Annotated in this window: 14 protein-coding genes; 10 read left to right on the top strand and 4 right to left on the bottom strand. The window is 64.8% G+C overall.

The genetic code is table 11. The features are described 5' to 3' along the window. The coding region (locus GFY24_RS42695) for a TetR/AcrR family transcriptional regulator C-terminal ligand-binding domain-containing protein (protein WP_228567091.1) at positions 1-531 on the top strand (531 nt) is incomplete at its 5' end. Positions 532-604: 73 nt separating this feature from the next. On the opposite strand, the gene GFY24_RS38860 is transcribed toward GFY24_RS42695, so the two are convergent. Both GFY24_RS38860 and GFY24_RS38855 read right to left on the bottom strand, forming a co-directional pair. Next, positions 605-934: a hypothetical protein gene (locus tag GFY24_RS38860; protein WP_153810118.1), complete on the bottom strand. Its 330-nt coding sequence runs from the start codon at positions 932-934 to the stop codon at positions 605-607. Positions 935-1,003: 69 nt separating this feature from the next. Then, on the bottom strand, positions 1,004-2,605 hold the full coding sequence (locus GFY24_RS38855) for a PucR family transcriptional regulator (protein ID WP_309231878.1): 1,602 nt from the start codon (positions 2,603-2,605) through the stop codon (positions 1,004-1,006). Positions 2,606-2,976: 371 nt separating this feature from the next. On the opposite strand from GFY24_RS38855, the gene GFY24_RS38850 reads away from it, so the two are divergent. The 8 genes from GFY24_RS38850 to GFY24_RS38815 all read left to right on the top strand — a co-directional run bounded on the left by GFY24_RS38850 (position 2,977) and on the right by GFY24_RS38815 (position 13,316). Further along, entirely contained in the window at positions 2,977-4,467 is a 1,491-nt protein-coding gene (locus GFY24_RS38850) for a CoA-acylating methylmalonate-semialdehyde dehydrogenase (protein WP_153810117.1), read from the top strand. A gap of 12 nt (positions 4,468-4,479) precedes the next feature. Next, a complete protein-coding gene (locus GFY24_RS38845; protein WP_153810116.1) occupies positions 4,480-5,844 on the top strand; it encodes an aspartate aminotransferase family protein in 1,365 nt (454 codons plus the stop codon). Positions 5,845-5,956: 112 nt separating this feature from the next. Continuing rightward, the gene (locus GFY24_RS38840; protein ID WP_309231877.1) at positions 5,957-7,444 is read left to right on the top strand and encodes a gamma-aminobutyraldehyde dehydrogenase; all 1,488 of its coding nucleotides are present in this window, start codon (positions 5,957-5,959) and stop codon (positions 7,442-7,444) included. A gap of 270 nt (positions 7,445-7,714) precedes the next feature. Then, positions 7,715-8,932, top strand: coding sequence for a PotD/PotF family extracellular solute-binding protein (locus GFY24_RS38835; protein ID WP_228567090.1), 1,218 nt, complete (start codon positions 7,715-7,717; stop codon positions 8,930-8,932). A gap of 8 nt (positions 8,933-8,940) precedes the next feature. Beyond that, entirely contained in the window at positions 8,941-10,026 is a 1,086-nt protein-coding gene (locus GFY24_RS38830; protein ID WP_153810115.1) for an ABC transporter ATP-binding protein, read from the top strand. Further along, entirely contained in the window at positions 10,026-10,928 is a 903-nt protein-coding gene (locus GFY24_RS38825; RefSeq protein WP_153810114.1) for an ABC transporter permease, read from the top strand. Before GFY24_RS38830 ends, GFY24_RS38825 begins: the two co-directional genes overlap by 1 nt. Position 10,929: 1 nt before the next feature. Further along, positions 10,930-11,760 carry an ABC transporter permease gene (locus GFY24_RS38820; RefSeq protein WP_153810113.1) on the top strand — a complete coding sequence of 277 codons (831 nt, stop codon included), beginning with the start codon at positions 10,930-10,932 and terminating at the stop codon, positions 11,758-11,760. Between the two features lie 137 nt (positions 11,761-11,897). Beyond that, positions 11,898-13,316, top strand: a complete 1,419-nt coding sequence (locus tag GFY24_RS38815; protein ID WP_153810112.1) for an FAD-binding oxidoreductase — start codon at positions 11,898-11,900, stop codon at positions 13,314-13,316. Positions 13,317-13,640: 324 nt separating this feature from the next. On the opposite strand, the gene GFY24_RS38810 is transcribed toward GFY24_RS38815, so the two are convergent. Then, positions 13,641-13,961, bottom strand: coding sequence for a cupin domain-containing protein (locus GFY24_RS38810; RefSeq protein WP_228567089.1), 321 nt, complete (start codon positions 13,959-13,961; stop codon positions 13,641-13,643). A 64-nt stretch (positions 13,962-14,025) separates the two neighbouring features. Between GFY24_RS38810 and GFY24_RS38805 the strand changes: the two genes are divergently transcribed. Next, positions 14,026-15,504 (top strand): PLP-dependent aminotransferase family protein, encoded by a 1,479-nt coding sequence (locus GFY24_RS38805; protein WP_153810110.1) that lies wholly within the window; start codon positions 14,026-14,028, stop codon positions 15,502-15,504. Here the strand turns inward: GFY24_RS38805 and GFY24_RS38800 are convergent. After that, positions 15,494-16,627: a metallophosphoesterase gene (locus GFY24_RS38800; RefSeq protein WP_228567088.1), complete on the bottom strand. Its 1,134-nt coding sequence runs from the start codon at positions 16,625-16,627 to the stop codon at positions 15,494-15,496. The genes GFY24_RS38805 and GFY24_RS38800 overlap by 11 nt on opposite strands. Between the last annotated feature and the right edge of the window lie 80 nt (positions 16,628-16,707).

Genomic DNA, 16,707 nt, shown 5'->3' with positions numbered 1-16,707 from the left:
CAACGCGGTAGCGAGGTCGCCCACCGGGCCGACCCCCTCCACACTCACAGCTCCCACGCTCGAACTCATGTGCTAATTCTACCAACGAAGATCACCCCACGGAACCCGAAAACCCTTCTGAACTGCAGGTTTTCACTGCGCCACGCCGAAGCTGCCGACACACCGTGGTCATGCAGAGCGGGATCGGCCCTTCTCACAGGCGGTCGGCTGAGCCGAAATCGGTTGGCACCGGCGGAAATTGGCAGCACCGCCGAGGACTCGTTCGACTTCGGCGAGCTAGTCGAGCAGATCGCCGATTTCGGTAAGTGGCACGCCCGCCCCTGCCAGCACCCGGACCTGCACCAACCGCAGCACCTCACCCGACCCGTACCGGCGATCGCCGCAGGTGCCACGTTCCGGCTGGACCTCGCGATGACGATCCTGTCCGGGCCGATGTATTTTCAGTTCCTGATCACCCAGAAACCATTGACTCGCGACTACGTCGACAGGGTGTACGACATGCTCCTCGCGGGGCTGCGACCGCGTCGGTAATCGAATCCCGTGCCGCGCAACCGTTTCCGGCCAATAACCACGCCCCGGGTTCAGAGCTCCGGACTGGCGGATTTCAGCGCAGCGCGGCCCGCGTCTCCAGGGCATCCAATACCTCGACCTGTCCGGTCGGGACGCCGATTCGCATCAGTGTTCCGGCCGTGTCGCTGTCGAAGTCGAAGGCGAAGAACGCACAGCATTGGGATTCGCGTGCGGCCAGCTCCCGGGCCGCCGACTCTGCGGCGGCGAGCAGGGTCAGTTCGAGCCGGGCCGGGTTCGGCCGTGTGACCGCGCGAACCGAACTGCCGAAGAGCCGTTCGAATTCCGCGACCCGTGTCGGCTGTTCGACCGTTGGCAGGGTGCACGCGTCCGGAACCCAAGCGGCGGAGGCGTTGTCGATTGCCATCCTTCGAAGGTAACCCCGCAAACCGGTTACCGCCATCACCACCGGACCGAATCCGGTTCTGGCGCTTTGTCAGAGGTCGCCGGGGACGGTGAGATCGCGGATCAGGAGGGCGGTGTGCAGGGAGGTGCGGGTTTCACCGTCGTCCAAATCCACGTCGAGAATGCGTTCGATGCGGGAGAGGCGGTCGTAGAGGGTGGGGCGGGAAATATTGAGGCGCTTGGCAAGTTCGGTTTTATTGCCTGCCAGGTCCAGGAATTGGCGCAGGGTGCGGGTGAGGTCGGTGGCCTGGCGGATGTCGTGGCGGAGCAGGGCACTCAGTTCGGTCTCGGCGAAGCGCTGCACGCCGGGCTCGTCGCGGATCAGGGAGAGCAGGCCACGGAGGCGGACATCGCCGCTGCGGTAGTAGGGGCGGGTGGAGGAGGACGAGCTCAGGGCCAGCGCCACCTCCGCGACGTGAGCGGCTTGGGAGAGTTCGCGGGCGGTATCCAGGAGCGAATCCGATTCCGCGCCAACGCCTACCACGGCGCGCTCGACTCCGGAGACGCGGCGGATTTCGCCGAGCATGCCGGTGCAGACCACGGTGAGGGTGCTGTCCAGGTCACCGGTGCGGGAGAGCGCGAGGATCATATTCACGCGGTTGCCGTGGTCCGGCGCGGCCAGCGCGGTCACTCGGGCGAGACCCACGCCGTGCATGGCGGCATCGAGAATCGCTGCGGTGCGCCGCTGTTGGGCCACCGGGTCGGATTCGACCGGCGCTGTCACGTCGATCGCCAGGGGGATGTAGCGCGAGCGGCGGGCCAGGCCCAGGGTGGCGGCGAGTGCGACGGCATCGCGTTCGTCGGTGAGGCGGCCGGTGATCATATCGTCGATGAAGCCGGTCTGGGCCTGGCGATGCAGGCCGAAGCGATCACGTTCGACCATGCGATGCAGGGTCAGGGTCTGCGCCGCGCGCTCGAGCACCATGCGCGCACGAGCATTGGGAACTCGGCTGGAGCGCAGGATGAGCCGGCCCCAGCGTTGGGTATGCGGCCCGACTGGAACCACATTCGCGTCATGGTCGGGCAGTAGTCGCGAGGTGGTTTCCCAGTGTTCGAGCAGTGTCGAGGTGGCGGTGTGCCGCGCGGTCGAGGCCAGCACCCGATGTGTCAAGTCCTCCAGCACGACGGAGGCGTCGAGCATCCCGGCCGCCGTTTTCACGATCTCGGCGAGTGAGGCGCGGCGCACGCTCAGCGCGGTGAAGGTCTCGTGCACGGTGCGGGCGAACTCGAGTTCGGCGTATTGATCGGCCACGATGACGCGGTGCACCGCCTCGGTAACCTCGACGAATCGCACCACCTGCGCGAGTGCGACCACGGGCAGGTTCAGGCGGTCCGCGGTCTGCGCCACGATCGGCGGCAGTTCCTTCACATAGGTGCCGAGTTCGACGACGAGCCCGGAGACACCGGCGGCGGCAAGGGATTCCAGATATTCGACGGTGGCGGTATCGCCATCCGACAGCGCCTGCCCGGTGGTGAGGATCAATTCACGACCGACCAGTAGTTTCGCGACATCCGATAGTTCGCTGACGTGCACCCATCGCACCGGCCGGTCCAGAGACCCGCCGCCGACGACTTCCGGCTGCCCGGCGCGCACCACAGGAATCGCCAGCACATCAGCGACGGAGAGGAGCACCGACGAATCGTAATACGAGACCCTCGAGAGCGTACAAAGTGTCGGGGTACACGGCCGCGAGCATGGTGCAGAGTAGGACTCGGGCCACCGCAGTCCCGCCCCACGACTCTCCGACACCGGCAGTAACGGCACCACGGATCAACGCACAGCTCAGCCCGAGCGCACCGCGCATCCGCCGCCGCGACCACCGGTAGCCGTGGGCAACGGTTCCGCCCACGCCCGCCTCCGCGGCCCGCCTCCCGTCATGCCGGTGACGGGGGACGGGCCCATCTCCATATGCCGAGATAAATCCGGCAATGCAGATACGGCGGGCGGCTACGAATACCGGGCGAGACAACGCGGACCCGTGAACTTCCATGAATCGAGGAGATATGCAGACCATCGCACACTGGCTCGACGGCAAGCCTTTTGCCGGCACCAGCGAGGCCACCGCGCCCGTGACCAACCCGGCGACCGGAGTCGTGACCGGACAGGTCGCGCTCGCGAATGTCGCCGACGTGCGTACGGTCGTCGACGCCGCCGCGGCCGCCTTCCCGGCCTGGCGTGACGCCTCCCTTTCCAAGCGCACCCAGGTGCTGTTCCGCTTCCGCGAGCTGCTCAACGAGCGCAAGGGCGAGATGGCGGCGATCATCACCTCCGAGCACGGCAAGGTGCTCTCCGACGCGCTCGGTGAGGTGACCCGCGGGCTCGAGGTCGTCGAATTCGCCTGCGGCATACCGCATCTGCTCAAGGGTGGCTACACCGAGAACGCCTCCACCAAGGTGGACATCTTCTCCATCCGCCAGCCGCTCGGCCCGGTCGCGGTCATCTCGCCGTTCAACTTCCCGGCCATGGTGCCCATGTGGTTCTTCCCGGTCGCGATTGCCGCCGGAAATACCGTGGTGCTCAAGCCTTCCGAGAAGGATCCGTCCGCGGCGCTGTGGATCGCGGCACTGTGGGAAGAGGCCGGACTGCCCCCGGGCGTCTTCAATATCGTGCAGGGTGACAAGGTCGCCGTGGACGAACTGCTGGAAAACCCTGCCATCAAGGCGGTTTCGTTCGTCGGCTCCACCCCGATCGCCAAGTACGTGTACGAGCGCGGCACCGCGCACGGTAAGCGCGTGCAGGCCCTGGGCGGCGCGAAGAACCACATGGTGGTACTGCCGGACGCCGATCTGGATCTGGCTGCCGACGCCGCCGTGAACGCGGGCTTCGGCTCCGCCGGTGAGCGTTGCATGGCTATCAGCGCGCTGGTCGCGGTCGGCCCGATCGCCGATGATCTGGTTGCTCGAATTGCCGAGCGCACCAAGACCATTCGCACCGGCGACGGCACCACCGGCGCGGATATGGGCCCGCTGGTCACCGAGGCGCACCGCGACAAGGTCGCCTCGTACGTGGCCGCAGGCGAAGCAGCCGGAGCCACCGTGGTGCTCGACGGCCGCACCGTCGAGGCCGATGGCGGCGAGAACGGCTTCTGGCTCGGCCCGACCATTCTCGACCATGTCACCACCGATATGAGCGTCTACACCGACGAGATCTTCGGCCCGGTGCTCTCGGTCGTTCGCGTCGAAACCTATGACGACGCACTGGCTCTCATCAATTCCAACCAGTACGGCAATGGCACCGCCATCTTCACCAATGACGGCGGCGCGGCTCGGCGCTTCCACAACGAGGTCGAGGTCGGCATGGTCGGCATCAACGTCCCGATCCCGGTTCCCATGGCGTACTACAGTTTCGGTGGCTGGAAGAATTCCCTCTTCGGCGATTCGCATGCGCACGGCATCGACGGCGTGCACTTCTTCACCCGCACCAAGGCCGTCACCTCGCGCTGGCTCGATCCGAGCCACGGCGGGCTGAATCTCGGCTTCCCGCAGAACAGCTGAGGAGGAACCCCCATGACTCTTCCCAATGGATTGACGCCCGAGGCGGCGCGCGAACAAGCGACGCGCGCTTACGAACTCGATCGCAAGCATGTATTCCACTCGTGGTCGGCGCAGGCGCAGATCAAGCCGATGACGGTGTCGGCGACCCAGGGCTCGTATGTGTGGGACGGCGACGGTAACCGGCTGCTGGACTTCTCCTCGCAGCTGGTGAACACCAATATCGGCCATCAGCATCCGAAAGTCGTTGCGGCTATTCAGGATCAGGCCGCCAAACTGTGCACCATCGCACCGCAGCATGTGAACGACGCGCGCTCGGAGGCCGCCCGGCTCATTGCCGAGCGCACCCCGGGTGAGCTGAACCGGATCTTCTTCACCAATGGTGGCGCGGACGCCATCGAGCACGCTATTCGTATGGCGCGCTTGCACACCGGGCGCTACAAGGTGCTCTCGCGTTACCGCTCGTACCATGGCGGCACCGAGACCGCGATCAATCTGACCGGCGACCCGCGTCGCTGGCCGAATGACCACGGCAACAGCGGCATCGGACACTTCTTCGGCCCGTTCCTCTACCGCTCGCAGTTCCATGCGAGCACCGAGGCGGAGGAGTCGCAGCGCGCGCTCGAGCATCTCGAGCAGACCATCCTGTTCGAGGGCCCGGCCACCATCGCGGCCATCGTGCTCGAATCGGTGCCCGGTACCGCCGGAATCATGGTTCCCCCGGTGGGATACATGCAGGGCGTGCGGGAGATCTGCGACAGGTACGGCATCGTCTTCATCGCCGATGAGGTGATGGCGGGCTTCGGGCGTACCGGAAAGTGGTTCGCCATACAGCATTTCGATGTCGTGCCCGACCTGATCACCTTCGCCAAGGGCGTGAACTCCGGCTATGTGCCGCTCGGTGGCGTGGCCATCGCGCCGCATATCGCCGCCACGTTCGACGATCGCGCCTACCCGGGTGGGCTCACCTACTCCGGGCATCCCCTGGCAACGGCGGCCGCTGTCGCGACCATCAATGCCATGACCGATGAGGGCATGGTCGAGAACGCCGCGAGCATGGGCGAGAACATCCTCGGCCCCGCACTGCGGGAGCTGGCCGAACGGCATCCGAGCATCGGCGAGGTCCGCGGCCTCGGTGTCTTCTGGGCCCTCGAGTTGGTGAGCGATCGCGAGACTCGCGAACCGCTCGCACCCTACGGTGGCACCAGCCCGGCCATGGCCGAGACCGCCGCGGCAGCCAAGGCCGCGGGTCTGTTGCTGTTCATGAATTTCAATCGCCTGCATGTCGTTCCGCCGTGCAATATCTCCGAGGCCGAGGCCAAGGAGGGACTGGCGATTCTGGATCAGGCTCTTACGGTCGCGGATTCGCACCTGCAGTAGCCGTTCGCTATAGCGGCCTGTGCGGAGCCCGCGCAGGCCGCTGGCAAACCCCCGGTAACAAAGCGAACATACGGTGTCACTACGGTGAACACCGACACAAGCTAGGAGAGCAGTGAGCACGCAAGAACTGCAATTCATCGGCGGCGTCCGCCGTCCCGGGTCGGGTGAGCCGCTGTCCATCACCGCGCCCTCCACCGGCGAGGTCATCGCCTCCGGTGCGAGCGCGAGCATCGCCGATGTGGAGGCCGCGGTCGCCGCTGCCCGCGCGGCCTTCCCGATCTGGTCGGGCATGACGCCCGGCGAACGATCGGACATCATGCACAACTGGGCGCTGTTGCTGCGCGAGCGGGCAGCCGAGCTGGCCGCTGTCGAAAGCCGCAACGCGGGCAAGCCGATCCGGCTCGCCACCGAATTCGATGTGCCCGGCACCCTCGACAATGTCGCCTTCTTCGCCGGTGCGGCCCGTCATCTGGAGGGCAAGGCGTCCGCGGAGTACTCCGCCGACCACACCTCCTCGATTCGCCGCGAGGCGCTCGGCGTCATCGGCTCCATCTCGCCGTGGAACTACCCACTGCAGATGGCGGCCTGGAAGATCCTGCCCGCCATCGCGGCCGGAAACACGATCGTGCTCAAGCCTTCCGAGCTGACCCCGCTCACCTCGCTGCTGTTCGCGGAGATCGCGACCGAGGCGGGCGTGCCCGCGGGCGTGATCAATGTGCTCACCGGAGTCGGTGCCGTCGCCGGCCAGGCGCTGGTCGAGCATCGCGATGTGGCCATGGTGTCCTTCACCGGTTCGACCGTGGTCGGCCGGCAGGTCGCCGCCACCGCGGCGGGTTCGGTGAAGCGCGTGCATCTCGAGCTCGGCGGTAAAGCGCCGTTCGTCGTATTCGACGATGCCGACCTCGAAGCCGCCGCACGCGGTGCGGTCGCGGGTTCGCTGATCAATGTCGGCCAGGATTGCACCGCCGCCACGCGCGCCTATGTGCAACGCCCGCTGTTCGACGAATTCGTCTCTCGCGTAGCCGAAATCATGGATCGGGTGACATTGGGTCCGGTGGATGAGCCGGAAACCGATATGGGACCGCTGATTTCGATGGCGCATCGCGACAAGGTGATCGCGATGGTCGATCGAGCTCGCGAGTACGGCGCAAAGATAGTGCGCGGCGGGCGAATTCCCGAGAATACCGCGCCGGGTGGCTCCTATTACGAGCCGACTTTGATCACCGGTGTCGCACAGGATTCCGAGATCGTCCAGAACGAGGTCTTCGGACCCGTGCTCGTGGTATTGCCATTCGATACCGATGACGAGGCGATCACGCTCGCGAATGACACCGCCTACGGGCTCGCCGCCTCGGCCTGGTCCCGCAATGTGTATCGCACGCAGCGCGCCAGCCGCGAGATCCAGGCCGGCTGCGTGTGGATCAACGACCACATTCCGATCATCAGCGAAATGCCGCATGGCGGGTACAAGGCCTCCGGCTTCGGAAAAGACATGTCCACGTACTCGTTCGACGAGTACACCAATGTCAAGCACGTCATGTCGGATATCACCGCCGCCGCGCACAAGCCGTGGCACGACGTGATCTTCTCCGCCGAATAACACGCTTCGACAACCCAATAGAGCCCGACGAGCAGTGCGGCAACCTGCTCGTCGCCCGCGAGGGCGGGCGCCGATGACTCTGCCCTATCGGCGCCTGCCCTTGTTGTCGCGCCTACGCAAGAGAAACCACGCTTGACAACTAAATTCGTTGCGTAACGTGGAATTTTCAATGGAATCGCTTGATTTGTAACAAGACTGTGGAACTATCAGTTCCACACCGCAGCAAGGCTGCGAACTTTTTTACCGGTTCCGATGAAGGTGCGGCCCCTCATGAACAAGTCTCCGGACTCACTCCCTCCCGAGCTGCGCAGCATGCTCTCCGCCCGGCCCTCTCGCCGCGGTCTGTTGCGCGCCGGAGGTCTTATCGCCGCAGCCGGCACCCTGGCCGCATGCGGCACCAAGGGTTCGTCCTCCAATGGCGGTTCCCCCGCCTGCACGCCCCCCGCCGATGCCTCGGCCTCGGAGAAGACCCTCAATTTCTCCAACTGGCCCGGCTATCTCGACGAGGCCGCCGACAATGCCGAAGTGCATCCGACCATGGCGGAATTCACCGCCAAGTCCGGTGTCAAGGTCAGCTATGTCGCGGATATCAATGACAACAATGAGTTCTGGGGCAAGGTCAGCGCGCAGCTGACCAACTGTCAGAGCATCTCCCGCGACATCATGGTGCTCTCGGATTCCACCGCGGTGCGCGTGGTACGCCAGGGTTACACCCAGCCGCTCGACGTCTCCAAGATGCCGAACTTCGTGAAGAATCTGCATCCCATGCTGCGCAACTCGGATATCGATCCGCAGAACAATCACATGGCGCCGTGGCAGTCCGGCCTGGTGGGCATCGGCGTTAATACCAATGTCACCAAGGAAGTTCGCAGCATCGATGAACTGCTGACCCGCCCCGATCTCAAGGGCAAGGTCGTCTGCCTCACCGAAATGCCGGACACCATGGGCCTGATGCTGCACTCCATCGGTAAGAGCGCTGCCAAGTTCACCGATGACGACTACGACAACGCACTTGCCAAGTTGCAGAAGGCCGTTCAGTCCGGGCATATCCGCAAGTTCACCGGCAATGACTATGTGCAGGATCTGGCCAAGGGCGATATCGCGGCCTGTATGGCCTGGTCCGGCGATGTCATTCAGCTCAATGCGCAGGATCCGAAGGTAAAGTTCATCAGCCCGGCCGAGGGCGCGGTGCTCTACTCCGACGAGGCGCTGATCCCGGTCACCTCCGCGCACGCCGCCAATGCCATGGCGCTGCTGGACTGGTATTACGACCCGGCCATCGCGGCTCGACTCTCGGCCTTCGTCAACTATGTCTGCCCGGTCGCCGGTGCGCAGGAGGAAATGGCGAAGTTCAATCCCGAACTGGCACAGAACGAATTGATCTTCCCGACCCCGGAGATGCAGAAGTCGCTGCAGATCTTCATGTCGCTGAGCGAAGCCAAGGAAAAGGACTATCAGTCCAAGTTCCAGGCCCTGACAGGGGCGTGAGAATCGACATGTCCGATCAAGACCTACGTATCGAGGGCGTCAGTAAGAGTTTCGGCGATTTCTCCGCCGTCGACAATCTCGATCTCACCATCCCGGACGGCTCGTTCTTCGCCATTATCGGCGCGTCGGGCTGCGGTAAGACCACCACGCTGCGCATGATCGCGGGGCTGGAGGAACCCACTTCCGGGCGAATCATGCTGGGCGACAAGGACATCACATCCTTGCGACCGTACCGTCGGCCGATCAATACCGTCTTCCAGAGCTATGCGCTCTTCCCGCATATGACCGTCGAGGACAATGTTTCGTACGGCTTGCGGCGCAAGGGAATCAACAAGGCCGATGCCCGCCAGCAGGCGCATCAGATGCTGAAACTCGTTCAGCTGGAAGGGTTCGCGACGCGTAAGCCAGCACAGCTCTCCGGCGGTCAGCAGCAGCGTGTGGCGCTGGCCCGCGCGCTGGTGAATCATCCCGAGGTGCTGCTGCTCGACGAGCCTTTGGGCGCACTGGATCTCAAGCTTCGCAGGCAGATGCAGCTCGAGCTCAAGCGGCTGCAGACCGAAGTCGGCATTACCTTCGTGCACATCACCCACGATCAGGAAGAGGCCATGAGTATGGCCGATACCGTCGCGGTGATGAACGCGGGCAAGCTCGAGCAATTCGGTGCGCCGCAAGAGATCTACGACTTCCCGGCGAGCGCCTTCGTGGCCAATTTCCTCGGGCAGACCAATCTCATCGAGGCCGAGGTCACCGGTAGCGGCGAGACGGTGAGCATCGACGCGCAGGGCAATCGGCTCGCGGTTCCCGCCGCACGCTGCCGGGTCACCGCCGGTGCGGCCGCGCTCGGTATCCGGCCCGAAAAGATCGCTCTCGCAAGCGATCCCGAATCCGTTCCGGAGGGCCGCGCGCATGTCACCGGTGTTGTCACCGATGCCATCTTCCTGGGTGTGTCCACCCAGTATCTGGTGCAGGCGCCCTGGGGTCAGGAGCTCACCGCGCAGGTGCCCAATGCCGGTCCCGGCAATGTGATCGCGCCCGGTTCGCAGGTGGCGGTGCACTGGCACCCCGATCACGCGTTCCTACTGGGACGGTCGTAATGCCCGCCGTCCTACCCGCTTCCACGGCCGCGGCGGCCCCCGTGGACGCACCGCGCGGAAAGCGCGGTCTCGCACCGTATCTGCTGCTCGCGCCCGGCATCATCTTCCTGCTGGTGTTCTTCGCGGTGCCGACGGTGCAGCTGCTCGCGGCCAGCATGTACGACCGCACCGGGTCCATCGAAACCGGTTACGCGCAGACGTTCTCGCTGGACAATTTCAGCTACGCGTGGAATCTGTATCAGCCGCAGATCTTCCGGTCGCTGGCCTATTCGCTGATCGCGACCGTGCTGTGCATCGCCATCGGCTATCCGCTGGCATACGCCATCGCGCTCAAGAGTGGGCGGTGGAAGAACCTCATGCTGATCCTGGTGGTCGCACCATTCTTCACCAGCTTCCTGGTGCGCACCTTCGCGTGGAAAGCGATTCTGGCCGATACCGGTCCGCTGGTTTCGGTGCTGCGGGCGATCCATCTACTCGGCCCGGACGGACGACTGCTGGCCACTCCCATCGCGGTGATCGCGGGCATTGTCTACAACTTCCTGCCGTTCACGGTGCTGCCGCTGTACACCTCCCTGGACAAGCTCGATCCGCGACTGCTGGAGGCTTCGGCCGATCTCGCGCACGGTCCGGTGCGGACCTTCATGCGAGTTACGTTGCCTCTCACCATGCCCGGCATTGTCGCGGGCACCCTGCTCACCTTCGTGCCCGCCACCGGCGACTATGTGAACTCGCAACTGCTGGGCAATACCAGCACCACCATGATCGGCAATGTCATCCAGTCCCGCCTGCTGGTGGTGAAGGACCTGCCGGTCGGCTCCGCGCTCTCGGTCGTACTGATGGTCGCGATTCTGGTGCTGGTGATGTTGTACCTGCGCAAGACCGACACCGATGAGGTGGTGTGAGATGGCACGTCGACTCTGGGCCTGGATTCGGGCCAACGCGGTGCTCGTGCTCGGCTGGGTGATTCTGGCGTACATGCTCGCGCCGATCGCGGTGGTGATTCTGCTGTCGTTCAATCAGCCGGGTAGCCGCAACACCACATACTTGCTCGATCTGCACGACTTCAATTTCACCCTGCACAACTGGACGCATATGTTCGATCCGGCCGGGTTGAAAGACGCGCTCATAATGAGTCTGCTCATCGGAGTGCTCGCCGCGATCATTTCGACCGCGCTCGGCACCGGTATCGCATTCGCGCTGGCCCGCTACCGTTTCACCGGTCGCTCCGCGGTGCAGACGCTGATTTTCGTACCGATGGCGACGCCGGAGATCGTAATGGGGTCATCGCTACTGACTTTGTTCATCGGATTCGGCATTCCACTCGGTTTCTGGGCTATCCTCATTGCACACGTGATGTTTTGCCTCTCGTTCGTCGTGGTAACCGTGAAAGCACGGTTGGCCGGATTGGACCCGAGGCTCCAGGAGGCAGCAATGGACCTTTACGCAACGCCTTTCCAGGCGTTCCGGTCCGTTGTCCTGCCACTGGCCTGGCCCGGCATCATGGCGGCGGCGCTGTTGGCGTTCTCGCTGTCATTCGACGATTTCGTCGTCACCAACTTCACCTCCGGTACGACCGAGACGTTCCCCATGTATGTCTGGGGTATCAACCTGCGTGGCATTCCGCCGCAGGTGAACGCGGTCGCCAGTCTCACCTTCCTGCTCTCGCTGGTCTTCGTCATCGCCGGGCAGCTGCGTAATCGCCGCCGCTCGGACGATCGCGCGTCCTTCAGCTGAGTTCCCCGCAAGCCGCCGGGCCCGGTCGTAGTCGTCGACCACCGGCGGCTTTTGCGTACCCACCCCACAAACCAACACAACAGTGAGTTGGGCCGCCCGGCTGGACCGTGCGGCTAGAGAAAAGGAGTTGATCGGCCATGCAGGCCAAAGGAAGCAAACTGTTGGCGTCGGCACTCTCCGAGGCAGCGCCGACGCCGTTCTGGACCGACCGGCCGGAGCGTCCGCACCCCAATGATCCCCTCACCCAGGCCACGACCGCCGATCTGGCGATCATCGGCGGCGGGTACAGCGGATTGTGGACGGCGCTGCTGGCAAAGGAGAGGTTCCCCGATATCGACGTCGTACTCGTCGAATCCGCCATGTGCGGGCACGCCGCCTCCGGCCGCAATGGCGGTTTCTGCGCGGCGAGCCTGACCCACGGCCTCTCCAATGGTGTGGACCGCTTCCCCGAAGAGATCGATCAGCTCGAACGGCTGGGCCGGGAAAACCTGGACGCCATCGAGGCCACCATCCGTCGCTACAGCATCGACTGCGATTTCGAGCGCACCGGCGAGCTCGAGGTGGCCACCATGCCGCACGAGTTGGAGTGGCTGCAGGAGAGCCACGAAGCGGCGATCGAACTCGGTTATCGCAGTGAACTGTTCAACGCGGAGGAGGTGCAGGACCTGGTGCACTCCCCCACCTACCTCGGCGGCTGGTGGGACCGGGACGGCGTCGCCATGCTCGACCCCGCCCGACTGGCCTGGGGCCTGCGCCGCGCCTGCCTGGAGAAGGGCGTGCGCATCTACGAAGGCACGCCGGTGCAGCGGATTTCCAAGTCCAAGGGTGGCACGCTCACCCTGCACACCCCGCACGGTGAGGTGCGTGCGCCGCGAGTCGCGTTGTGCACCAACGCATTCCAGGGTCCGCTGGCCAAGGTGTCACGACATGTGGTGCCGGTCTACGACTACGCGCTCATGACCGAACCGTTGACCCCGGAGCAGCTGGAATCCATCGGCTGGGGCAAACACCGCATGGGCTTGGGCGATGCCTCGTACCGCTTCCACTACTACCGCCTGACCAGCGACAATCGCATCCTGTTCGGCGGTTACGACGCCATCTACCACTACAATGGAAAGATCGCGCCCGCACTGGATTACAACGAGGCGACCTTCGAAATCCTGTCCCAGCACTTCTTCCAAACCTTCCCTCAATTGGACGGAGTCCGCTTCACCCACCGCTGGGGCGGCATCATCGACACCTGCGGCCGCTTCTGCGCCTTCTTCGGCAAGGCGTACAAGGGCAAGCTGGCCTACGCGGTCGGCTACACCGGATTGGGCGTCGGCGCAACACGTTTCGGCGCAGAGGTAATGCTCGACCGCCTCTGGAACCTGGACACCGAACGTACCCGCCTCCGGATGGTCAAATCCCGCCCCCTCCCCATGCCCCCCGAGCCCTTCCGCTCCATCGGCATTCAACTCACACGCTGGTCCCTCGCCCGAGCAGACCAGCGGGGCGGCAAACGAAACCTCTGGCTCCGCGTCATGGACGCCACCGGCCTGGGCTTCGACAGCTGACCGACAACTTAATCCCGAACGGCCGCAATCGATTTCACCGATTGCGGCCGTTCGGCCGTCCGCCCTCGAATCACATAAGGACTTCGAAGTCTCATTCGTCCCAATCGATCAACATGTGGATGTCGCCGGTCGACTCGGCTGGGAGGGTGAGTGCATTCCCAAGTGCGGAAGGGTAAGTCGGGTACGGCTCCCAATCTGGCCACAGTGCCTGGTTTTCGCTGCCGGCCGAGTGGTGCCCCGGCCGGGTCGGCTCGATCGAGACATGGGTCGGCCGCCTCTCTGCCTACGAAACCAGGGCGAGATAGGAAGCCACGCCAACCTTGATCAGTTGCCGTGCTGCTTGGTCTCGGGACGCTCGATCATCAAGACATGAGCGGGGGTGGCAGCGACCGGGCGATGCTCCAGACCGGCTGGGACTACGAATATTTCGCCCGGGTGGAGGGTTATCGGGGCGTGGTCTTGGAGGTCCAGGCGGAAGGTGCCGTCCCAGCAGAGGAAGAGTTCGTCTTCGTCGTGGTGATGCCAGGGGAATTCGCCGTGCAAGCGGGCCAGGCGGATGACGGAGTCGTTGGGGGTGGCGAGGTCTCGGGGCTGGAAGGGGCCCGGGAGAGTGGCGATGACCTCGGCGATGTTGATCTTTTCCATGGGGAACATGGTGGTTCGGGTGGGTGGGGGAATACAGGGCCAATGCGGCAGAATTGGTTCCCTTATGGAGCCAATCGAAGTCGCCAACCGACTTGGGCGGTGGTCGGCTGGGCGGGGACCACTGTATCTGCTGCTCGCCGGGAGGCTGCGCGCGCTGATCGACACCGGGGAGCTCGCGCCCGGGACCCGGTTGCCGACCGATCGGGGACTGGCGAAAGCGCTTGCGGTCGGGCGGAATACGGTGGTCGCCGCGTATGAGCTGCTCAGCGTGGAGGAGCGGGTGGTGCGGCGGCAGGGCAGTGGGACCCGAGTCGCGGGGGAACCCGTGGATGCGCCGCCGGATACGACCGGGGCACCGGCGTTTTTGCAACTATTGGAGCCGGAGGCCGATGTCATCGCCCTGGCCTGCGCCGCGCCGAATACTCCGCCGACCGAACTGGTCGAGGCGTACCTGCGTGCGGGGCGGCGGTTGGGGGCGATTACCGCGGATATCGGGTATCACCCGATGGGAATCGCGGAGTTGCGCAGTGTGATCGCCGATCGCTACCGCGCCCGCGGGGTGCCCACCGAGGCCGGGCAGATACTGGTCACCGGGGGCGGGCAGCAGGCGCTGTCACTGATCGCGCGCGCATTTCTGCGGCCGGGTGATCGGGTGCTGGTCGAAGCGCCCACGTATCCCGGTGCGCTCGAAGTATTTCGCGAGGTCGCGGCCGTACCCGAGAGCAGACCCATCGGATTGGGGACCATCCCGGTAGGACAGGACTGCAGATCCGTTGGGCCAAAGGCGGTTTCGGCTGGGCGGGGCAGCGGGAATATCGGGCTCGGGCGGGCGGCGCTGGCCTATGTCGTCGCTACCTGCCACAACCCCACGGGGAGTTCGCTCTCCGATCTCGCACGGCGCAGGCTCATCGAATCCGCTGCGGCCGCAGGGGTTCCGGTGGTGGATGACGAAGTGCTCGCGGACCTGCTGTTTCCGGGTATCGAGGTACCGAAACTGCTTGCGGCGTACGACGATTCGATAATCTCCATCGGGTCGCTGAGCAAGATCGTGTGGGGTGGACTGCGGATCGGGTGGGTGCGAGCACCCGTGGCGGTGATCGCCCGTCTCGGCAGACTGCGCGCCGTACATGATCTGGGCGGCAATATCCCCGCGCAGCTGGCAGCCGTCGAAGTGATCCCTCAACTCGATGTGCTGACCGAGCGAATCGCGGTGGAGCGCAAGGAAAGCCATGATCTGCTTCGCGCCGAGCTCGCCGCGCGACTACCCGAGTGGGAGGTGCCCGAAGCCTCCGGCGGACAGACGCTGTGGATCCGTCTCCCACACGGCGACGGGACCTCCTTCGCGCAGCGAGCACTGCGGCACGGTGTCGCCATCCTCCCCGGTACCGGCCTCGACGCCGCCGGCAGCGCCGACAGGATTCGCATCAGTTTCGTTGCGGCACAACAGGATCTACGCGAGGCAGCGCGTCGGCTCGCCACCGCGTGGGCCACCTACGAGCCCCCACGCGAGCCTCTCACACTCTCGCCGCCGCTCAGCGTGTGAGTTCGGGGCTGCGCAGGATCAAGACCGTGATTTCGCTGGGGGCGAAGACTCGGAGTTGGGGACCCCAGAAGCCGGTGCCCCGGCTGGTGTAGAGCTGGGTTTCGCCGTGGCGGGTCAGGCCCGCTACCACCGGCTGGTCGAGGCGGACCAGGTAGCGGAAGGGCCAGATTTGGCCGCCGTGGGTGTGGCCTGAGATTTGCAGGGCCACACCGGCTTCCACTGCGTCGGGGATTTGTTTGGGCTGGTGGGCCAGGAGGATTATCGGGAGGGTTGGGTCTGTGCCCTCGAGGGCCGCGGGGAGGTTCGGGCCGTGGCCGGAGAGGGAGACGCCGGTGGGATCGTCGATGCCGGCCATGATCAGGCGGTCGCCATTGCGGTCGATTACCTCGTGCTGGTTGCGCAGGGGCTGCCAGCCCAGGCCCTCCATATGTTCGATCCAGCCCGGGGCGTCACCGAAGTACTCGTGATTGCCGGTGATGTAGAAGCGGCCGAATTCGGCGTCGACCTTGCCCAGGGGATCGACCTGAGCGCGGCGCTTCACCACCGAACCATCCGCCAGATCGCCTGCGTGACAGGCGATATCGGGCCTTTGCTCGTTGACGATCTCGACCACTCGCTCCGACCAGCGCAGGCGATCGGTGGCGGCGTAGTGGGTGTCGGTGACGACCACCATGCGCAGGCCGTCCAGACCGGGCGCCAGCTTCGGAATCGTCACTTCGACGGTCTTCACTCGCGGGATTCGGCGCGCCTCGTAGATTCCCCACACGGTCAGCACAGCCGAAATCGCAAGCACGCCAAGGGCGACTATGCGCGATCGTGCCGGGTCGTCCACTCTGGCGACTATCAATCCGGTGCGCACCACGGCGCCGATCACCGACCAGCTGAACAGCACCCACATCACGCCGAGCGCGGTATCACCGATCAGCGCGGCGGTATCCGATTGCTTGGGGCCGTGGCCGGTGAACATGGCGGCGGGCAGCCCCACGTAGCCGAACACGAACAGCGCCGACAACGCCCAGAAAGCCGCACCGGAGGTAGTGGTGTAGACCAGCACCCACCATGGCACCAGGAATAGCAGCGCCGGAATCGCCAGCATCAGAGCCAGGCGGGGAATCCTGTTCAACAGAGTCCGTCCTCATGGGGCCATGGGCACGGACCGGTATCCGTCGCCGTCGATCCCCCGCCCCGACGATACCTGTACCG

The sequence above is a fragment of the Nocardia sp. SYP-A9097 genome (assembly GCF_009649815.1).
Taxonomy (GTDB): Bacteria; Actinomycetota; Actinomycetes; order Mycobacteriales; family Mycobacteriaceae; genus Nocardia.
This window is presented reverse-complemented; position numbering and strand designations above follow the sequence as displayed.